Genomic DNA, 3,568 nt, shown 5'->3' with positions numbered 1-3,568 from the left:
GGCCGAGGAGCACGAGGCCATGCATCGTTTCGACCAGCCGTCATGGGCACGGCTGGCGAGCGGCTTCCATCTGCGCATCGCCGCGCTGGCGCGCAATCCGGTGCTGCAGCGCTATCTGACGGAGCTGGTGTCGCGCTGCTCGCTGATCGTCGGCCTGTACGAGCCGCCCGGCCATGCGCCATGCGAGCACGACGAGCACGCGGCGATCGTCGACTGCATCGAGAAACGCGATGCGGCCGGGGCCATCGGCAGGATGGACGCGCACCTGCGCGAACTGGAGCAGCGCATCGAGACCTCGCGCATGCAGGGCGAGAAGAGCCTGGCCCAGCTGCTCGGCCTTTGACACAACACAAACGAGGCGTTCGCGCCAACATGGAAATCGATTTCGACGCCATTACCGAATATCAGCGCTACAAGCTGATGGCCAGCCTGATCGTGCCGCGGCCGATCGCCCTGGTGACCACGCTGGGCGCGGACGGCACCGCCAATGCCGCGCCATTCTCGATGTTCAATATGCTGGGGGAGGAGCCGCCGATCGTGATGATCAGCGTCAACCGCCTGGCCGATGGCGCGCTGAAGGACACCGCGGCCAATATCGTGCGCTCCGACGAATTCGTCGTGCATCTGTGCGACGAGGCCATGGCCGAGCGGATGCACCGCTGCGGCGAGCGGCTGCCGCCGGATGTCAGCGAACTGGCGCACGTCGGCCTGACCGCGGCGCCCAGCACGCGCATCGCGCCGCCGCGGATCGCCGAGGCACCGGTCGCGTTCGAATGCCGGCTGTGGGAGACGCTGGAGACGGAGAGCCGCCAGATCTTCATCGGCCGCGTGCTGGGGCTGCATGCGAGAGACGGTTTGATCGACACCGAACGCTGGCGCGTCAGGTTGCAGGAGTATTTCCCGGTCGGGCGGTTCGGCGCGAGCTTCTATGTGACCACGCGCGACCGTTTCTCGCTGGAGCAGGACGCCGGCAAGCCGACCGCGTCGACCCCGATCGACGAGATGTGACAGGGGCTATCCCCGCGCCTTGCGCCGTGGCTGGTGCTGGGGCTCGGGCTGGACGGCATCCTTCTTCGCCGCAGCCTTCTTCGCTGTGACCGTCTTCGCCGCAGTCTTCTTCGCTGTGACCGTCTTCGCCGCCGCCTTCTTCGGTGCCGCCTTCTTCGGTGCTGCCTTCGTCGGTGCCGAGCTCTTCGCCGCGGGCTTGCGCCTGGCCGGCGCCGCGTTCGCCAGCCGCAGCGTGGCCTCCACCGCCTCGCGCGCCCAGGGCTCCATCTCGCCGGCTGACTCCAGGCACTGGGCCGGCAGGCTCAGGTAGTGCCGCATCACCACCTCCTTGTCGCGGCTCCGATAGCTGAAGGGCTCGCAGCCTTGCGCCTCGAATCGCGGCAGCGTGACCGCGTCGGCCTTTAGATAGCAGCGGCCATCGGTCACCAGGCCGAACATCAGCCCGTCGTAGTACAGGCCATGCCCGCCGAACATCCGCTTCGCCGTGATCGGGCCGATGCGGGCGGCCAGCGGCGCCATCAGTTCGAGCAGATGGTCGACGAAGGGATCCGGACGACGGGCTGACGTGGACATGGGGGACTGGCGGGGTGGCATGCGATCCGGCGATGTTAGCACCGCCCGCACCGTGCCCAGGGGGGATGCGCCGCCGCGCGAATGCTGCTAGCCTGACGCGGCCGGCGGCCGATGTTCCCGCAGCGGTCCGCCGCGAGCAGGATGCATGGAACGAACTCGGAACGAGCACAGAATGCGCACAGGATGCGCACAGAACAGGCACAGGAGACAGCAGCATGACGCTAGACCAGCAGGCGGCGATCCGCCGCGCGCATCAGCATGGCGTGGGAGACATCCTGCGGCGCTCGGCCCAGCGCACGCCCGACAAGACCGCGATCGTCTGCGGCGACGTGCAGTGGAGCTACCGCGATTTCGACCAGATCTGCGACCGCCTGGTCGCGGCCCTGTCGCAGCAGGGCATTGCCGCCGGCGACCGCGTCGCCATCCTGTCGCGCAATTCGCACGCCTTCGCGGCGATGCGGTTCGCGCTGGCCCGCATGGGCGCGGTGCTGGTGCCGATCAATTTCATGCTCAATGCCGGCGAGGTCGCCTACATCCTGCGCAGCTCGGGCGCGCGCACGCTGCTGGTAGGCGCGGGTTTCGAGGCGCTGGCCGTGGCCGCGGTCGAGCAGGGCGCGGCCGATGGCGTGCAGATCGGCCTGCAGATCTGGCTGCCCTCGGAGGACCAGGCCGACGGCGCGCCCGAAGGCATGCTGCGCTTCGACGATCTGCTGATGGCCAGCGCACCAATACCGGACATCGCGCCGGTCGATCCGCGCGCGCTGCTGCAGATCATCTACACCAGCGGCACCGAGTCGCTGCCCAAGGGCGCGATGTTGAGCCACGAGGCAGTGCTGTGGGAGTACGTCACCTGCATCGTCGAGGGCAATATGCAGGCCGACGACGTGGTGCTGCACGCGCTGCCGCTGTATCACTGCGCGCAGCTCGATGTATTCCTCGGCCCCGCGGTGTATCTGGGAGCGACCAACATCATCACGGGCCAGCCGCGGCCCGACGTGATCCTGCCGCTGATCGCGCGCCATCGCGTCAATGCGTTCTTTGCACCGCCATCGATCTGGATCGCGCTGCTGCGCTCGCCGCTGTTCGAGGGCGCCGACCTCGGAACGCTGGCCAAGGGCTACTACGGGGCGTCGATCATGCCGGTCGAGGTGCTGAAGGAAATGCAGCGCCGCATGCCGGGCGTGCGGCTGTGGAACTTCTACGGCCAGACCGAGATCGCGCCGCTGGCGACCGTGCTGCATCCCGACGACCAGCTGCGCAAGGCCGGCTCGGCCGGCAAGCCGGCCCTCAATGTCGAGACGCGCATCGTCGACGACGAGATGCGCGATGTCGCGACCGGCGAGATCGGCGAGATCGTCCATCGCTCGCCGCAACTGCTGGACGGCTACTACAACGATCCCGAACGCACCGCGGAGGCCTTCCGCGGCGGCTGGTTCCATAGCGGCGACCTGGCCGTGCGCGACGAGGAGGGCTACATCACGATCGTCGACCGCAAGAAGGACATGATCAAGAGCGGCGGCGAAAACGTGGCCAGCCGCGAGGTCGAGGAAATGATCTTCCGCATCCCCGAGGTGTCCGAGGTCGCGGTGATCGGCCTGCCCGATGCCTACTGGGTCGAGGCGGTGACCGCGGTGATCGTGCTCAAGGAAGGGCAATCGCTGTCCGAGCAGCAGGTGATCGACTTCTGCAAGGCCGGCATGGCGCATTTCAAGGTGCCCAAGCGCGTGATCTTCGCCGATGCGCTGCCGAAGAACCCCAGCGGCAAGCTGCTCAAGCGCGAACTGCGCCGCCGGTACGAGGCGCAGGCATGAGCACCGGCGAGCCGACCCCCGACGCCTACTTCGACGCCGTCTACGCCAACGGCGACGATCCCTGGCACTACCGTACGCGCTGGTTCGAGGCGCGCAAGCGCGCGCTGCTGCTGGCGATGCTCGATCGGCCGCGCTATCGCTCGGCCTTCGAGCCCGGCTGCGCCAATGGCGAGATG

General features: G+C 68.0%; 4 protein-coding genes and 1 pseudogene. 4 read left to right on the top strand and 1 reads right to left on the bottom strand.

Features of this window, described 5'->3' with window-relative positions:
- Together AC6EI8_RS25375 and AC6EI8_RS25370 are read left to right on the top strand one after the other, a co-directional pair.
- On the top strand, nt 1-343 hold a 343-nt coding region (locus tag AC6EI8_RS25375; RefSeq protein WP_498383242.1), incomplete at its 5' end, for an FCD domain-containing protein.
- 29 nt (nt 344-372) lie between these two features.
- Entirely contained in the window at nt 373-1,008 is a 636-nt protein-coding gene (locus AC6EI8_RS25370) for a flavin reductase family protein (RefSeq protein ID WP_498383241.1), read from the top strand.
- A gap of 6 nt (nt 1,009-1,014) precedes the next feature.
- Here the strand turns inward: AC6EI8_RS25370 and AC6EI8_RS25365 are convergent, their stop codons facing one another.
- Entirely contained in the window at nt 1,015-1,581 is a 567-nt protein-coding gene (locus tag AC6EI8_RS25365) for a TfoX/Sxy family protein (protein WP_498383240.1), read from the bottom strand.
- 215 nt (nt 1,582-1,796) lie between these two features.
- Here AC6EI8_RS25365 and AC6EI8_RS25360 point away from each other — a divergent pair, with 215 nt between their 5' ends.
- Both AC6EI8_RS25360 and AC6EI8_RS25355 read left to right on the top strand, forming a co-directional pair.
- A complete protein-coding gene (locus AC6EI8_RS25360; RefSeq protein ID WP_149316105.1) occupies nt 1,797-3,392 on the top strand; it encodes an acyl-CoA synthetase in 1,596 nt (531 codons plus the stop codon).
- A pseudogene (locus AC6EI8_RS25355) lies at nt 3,389-3,568 on the top strand (nodulation protein NodS); the annotation flags it as partial. The gene AC6EI8_RS25360 and the pseudogene AC6EI8_RS25355, both read left to right, overlap by 4 nt.

The sequence above is a fragment of the Cupriavidus sp. R6-3 genome (assembly GCF_059772245.1).
Note: the sequence above shows the minus strand (reverse complement) of the source record. Positions and strands in the feature narration are given on the sequence as shown.